Source organism: Wolbachia pipientis, from assembly GCF_023661085.1.
In the GTDB taxonomy this organism is placed as follows: Bacteria; Pseudomonadota; Alphaproteobacteria; order Rickettsiales; family Anaplasmataceae; genus Wolbachia.
This window is the reverse complement of the sequence record NZ_JAHDJT010000109.1, coordinates 1-4,562: the sequence shown is the minus strand read 5'-3', so window position 1 is coordinate 4,562 and position 4,562 is coordinate 1. Positions and strand designations below refer to the sequence as shown.

The 4,562-nt window shown below is 34.1% G+C and carries 3 protein-coding genes; all 3 read right to left on the bottom strand.

Translation table 11 applies throughout. The features are described from left to right. On the bottom strand, positions 1-3,529 hold a 3,529-nt coding region (locus tag DM84_RS05010; protein ID WP_250778821.1), incomplete at its 3' end, for a hypothetical protein. Continuing rightward, complete coding sequence (locus tag DM84_RS05005; protein ID WP_250778819.1) at positions 3,522-3,659, bottom strand: hypothetical protein; 138 nt, start codon at positions 3,657-3,659, stop codon at positions 3,522-3,524. The genes DM84_RS05010 and DM84_RS05005, both read right to left, overlap by 8 nt. Beyond that, on the bottom strand, positions 3,640-4,562 hold a 923-nt coding region (locus DM84_RS05000), incomplete at its 5' end, for a hypothetical protein (protein WP_250778817.1). The genes DM84_RS05000 and DM84_RS05005, both read right to left, overlap by 20 nt.

Sequence of the window (4,562 nt, the reverse complement as noted above, 5' to 3'; positions counted from 1 at the left end):
CTTTTGGAGTAATTTTAACCATTACATTCTCAATTGGTTGAGATGCAAAAGACCATCCTATTCCACCTAGATTTAATCCACAATCTGTGGCTGTTCCTTCCTTGTAAGATACGATAGCACCATGGATTCCTCTTATTAATTGTATTCCACCTGCAGCGTTCATTAACCTGCTTTTCAACTTTGAGTTTTTTGTTGTACTACCAGTTTGCTGTGAAATGTCACCGTGCAAATTCTTAATACGTTCATTTTCAATATAACGTTCGTACCCCTGGTCTTCAACTACCTTATCAAATAAGTACTTATGATTACCTTCGATATTTTTATCTCCAACGAACTCTATTAGCTGAGCATTTTTCTTTTCACCTTGACTACTTTTGATATAAGTTAGGAACTTTTCACTATCAATTATAATCTTATCTATATTATTTTCATCTACCCCTCCCTTAATAAACTTTTTTACATCATCCAATGAAAATAAACAAGGATTAATACTTCTTCTTTTTCTACTACCTTGTTTTACACAATTATTGAGATCAAATTTCTTTCTAGGTGCTTGTGTTTCAGCAAGTATAGCTTTATCTAAGTTAGCTATACGTTGTGGATCTATACTTAATGCTTCTGAAACACCTTCTCTCATACGTATAAAATAATTTTCATCTCTTCCTTGACCTTGCAAACGATTACGTATTTCATCAGGAATATTACTTCTATCTCCTTGTAATACAGCATTAATATCCCTAGCATTTTCCAATGCCCATAAGCCGCAATTGTGACCATCTGTTTGTTGAGCAATAGAAACGTCATTAACGGTAATTCGAGCACGTTGTAGAACTTGACGAATATTACCTGGAATATTATTACCCAATGAGTCTACATAGTATCCATTATATTGCCCATTTTGATGGGAAATGACTAACGTAACCCAGTGATTATTATCTAAATTAACAATTAAAGTTAATGGCCTTCTTTCACCTCTTGTTGTTACGCTATCTTGAAACTGTTGTAATTGATTAACTATGTGTTCTGGTGATCCCACTATTTCAAATAATGTATCAGCTCCATAACCGTATTCTATTCTTGCAATATCAGCTATATCATGTTGTTGAAGCCAATAATGATAATCTTTTTTTGCTGTTGCAGACTCTAATGTATGTAAATTCTCTTCTTGTATACCAATATTTTTAAGTCTCTGAGTTATCTCTTGTATTCCTTCTAAATGCTTTCTCTTAGCTATGTCAATAGAACTATGAACTACTAGAGCAGGAACAAACTCATCACTCGTTAATATTAAAGAATTTTTATCTTTAGCTTTCACATTAACAACTACGCCCATGAAAAACATTTTGTCACTATCTGTTATTGTTTTCAGTGCTGCCCCTTTAGCATATCTAACATTTTGTTCTTTTGTTAATTTATCAACTTCCTGTTTTAGCTGATCTTGATTTAAGTTTTTATCTATAAGCTTAAATTCCAGCGCTATAGGAGTATATTCTTTAGTACCCTGAGGCGAAGGACCAATACCTTGAATTACCATATCAACACGACCACCTGCTCCTACTTGAAATTCAGGTATAATTACAATTTTTGCAGAATCCTCTTGTTTTGCGGAAGTCTCTTTTAGCTTCAAATCACTGTAACTACTAAGCAAGCCATTGAGCACAGCTTGCAATTTTGCTTCATCAGCTATCAAACCTCTAATAGGATAAATCGCATCTGCTATCTCAGTAAGTAGCTTTTCATAACCTGGTAATAAATTTTTACCATCAGAGGAAGTGGCATGCTGAAAAGTGATTGCCTGATCAAATTTTGCCTTTAATTCATCAGAATTAGGTATCTTGAGAAAATTGCCTGTAAATTGTTGGTCGTTACCACTTGGATTATATTTACTTATTTGCTTTATCTCAAAAAGGTCTTTGAAAGATGAGTTTTCTTTATACTTTTTCAAACCCATCGTAATTTCTATAACGTTTTCTATTTTTCCAACTTCAGGTATATCTATGACTGGAACTTTTTTTTGGTTAAGATTTTGTATCTCTGTTTCTTGTTCAATTATATGAAAAACAAATGCTGTTTTATCTTGTTTCCTATCACCTTTGATAAACACTAAGGTGGTTACAGGCCTTTCTTTTGATTGTGCTCCGCCTCTTGTCTTAGATTCCAAAGGATATTCACCATAAGAAAAGACATACTTTTCTACATCAGTTCCATCAAATTTATCAACTAAGATTGATTGACCTACAATATATCTGCTAAAATAGTAAATGTCCCTTGTCTCCTTATTTGCTGGAAAAGTATGGTATTCGCTTGATAAAGCACTCTTAATCTGTTTTTCTAGTTCAGCTCTAGTATGTTGAGATCCATCCCAGTCATGAATATCAGTCAATATTTTCTCCATCAAGGGAGAAGAAGGTTGTTTAATAGGTTTTACTTCAGTTTTAAACGATTCCGCATTATCTAAATTTAACCCAACAGCGATAGCATTATCTGCATTGGTTAAAACCCTCATCTTATTTGGTCTAAAACCTTCAATGTAACCTTTAGCTTGCTCCAGTGCATCATTTGGATCAACTTGCCCTTCAGTTCCAGCCTTGAGTTCAATAAGAATTGGAACTGAATCAACAGCACGGCCAGGTCCACGAACGAGCAAAACTATATCAGCATAACCTCTACCAGCAAATTGCTCCAGGTAGATCTTGGTATTATCACGATATCGAAAGTTATCAAATATTCCTGCTACAAAACCATGTTGATCAGCTTCACGAGCTTTAATGCCATAAACATTAGCTTGTAAATCTAAATTGGTATGAACTTTCTTAATATAATTTAGAATGGCTTTAAGATTGTCCTGAACTTGCTTTTTATCTGGATTAGCAAGCTTTTCTATATAATTCTCTAGATAGACAGATTCACCTAGCTTTCTTGTCACTTCTTTAAATGGAAACTCTGCTGGAGGAGCAATAGGTTCATCTTTGATTTTCTTTCTTTCTACTTTAATATTTATTTTCTTATCTTCTCCGCTACCCTTTCCTTTTTTATCTTTTAGAATCTTTATCACATCAATTTGAAGCTTGCGTTCATCCAATGGAGTATAACCTCTACCCATCACAGCCTCCCACTCGCCTGTAGTAAACTCAAAATTCCTGGTACGTGCCTGTGGAGAGTTAGAATGTTGAGCCTCTGTATCTTCGGTAAAAATAAAAACATGTGTTTTGAGTTTTGTTTGCGCCACGACTTTTAAGGTTCTTGCTCCCTCAAAACGAAAGTGTAACTTCTTTATGCCTAACTTATCATTAAGTTTAGTATCTAATACACTGGAAAACCAACCTAAAAATCTATGAGGAAAAAAGCCAGGCTTTTCACTAGAATGCAAATAAGATTGTATTTGATCAACCAATGACTGAAATCTTACTTCAAAAGATTTATCTAATTGATCTGCTGCATTGGAACCCGTGGTGGGTACTTTCTGAAAAAGTAGCTCTATCAATTCAAAATCTTGTGGTTTTTCTTGTTGTTGATTGCTATTAACCATAACTGCCTCCTAATTTCAACCTTTTACAATTTTTACTCTTACCTAAACTCTTTGCCCACTTTCGTTTAAGCCTAAGTAACTGAATGACCTTATTTTCTAAAACAGAAACACTACACTTTGCTTCTAACATCAGCCACCTTTTGCTGTATAGTTTCTACATCTAATGATGAACTTGGCAACTGACTATCACCTGCCCCACGATCCAATTGCGTGTTTCTAACTCTCATAAACAGCTCATATTCTGACTTATCTTCTTCCATAATAGAGTACATTTGCTCTTGGCTAAGAGAGTTAACAATTTCAGATAATATTTTAACAGCTTTATTCCCCTTAATAAGAGAAGCAACCAAATCTCTTGTTGATGAGAGTTGTTCGCTTAACTTATTTAAATAGTGTTGTCTATGAGCTTCAAAGCCAGGACGATTCCACATAGAAGTGAGCATGTCACTACCAGATTTAATAAAACTATCATCTGGTGCAGAGGTAATTGAGTCTAATGCTCCAAACATTGACGTAGAATATCCATCAGGAGATAAATCTTCTGGCTTTAAATGCTCAAATAGCTTTCTGGCGTTCTCGAAAGAATGGTTTCCTCTTAATATACTTAAAGTATAATAACATCCATGTTGTTTAAAATCTCTTTTTAATAATTCATGATATCTGTCAGGATCAAGATAACGTAGGCAAAAATCAACCATCCCAACATCATCAGTAGAAAAATGTCCTTTATTATATGCTACTTCCATTAATAAATCTTCTTTTCTTTTTGGTGATACAGAATCAATAGATTGCAATTTATTCCAAAAGAATTCCAAAGCTTCAACATGCTTTTCTATCATTGCACACCTAAAAGCATAAACATATGGATGCTCATTATTTAGTTCTAACTGATGTTCCTGGTTATTCATAGCATGTGACCAGTAGATCATTAAAGCTCCATTATCAAGCTTTCTCACTAAATTCTTCCCTGATTCATCGCTTTGTTCTGATTTAAATTCTTCGAAAATGGCTTTTATCTCTTCTTCAAAGCAAC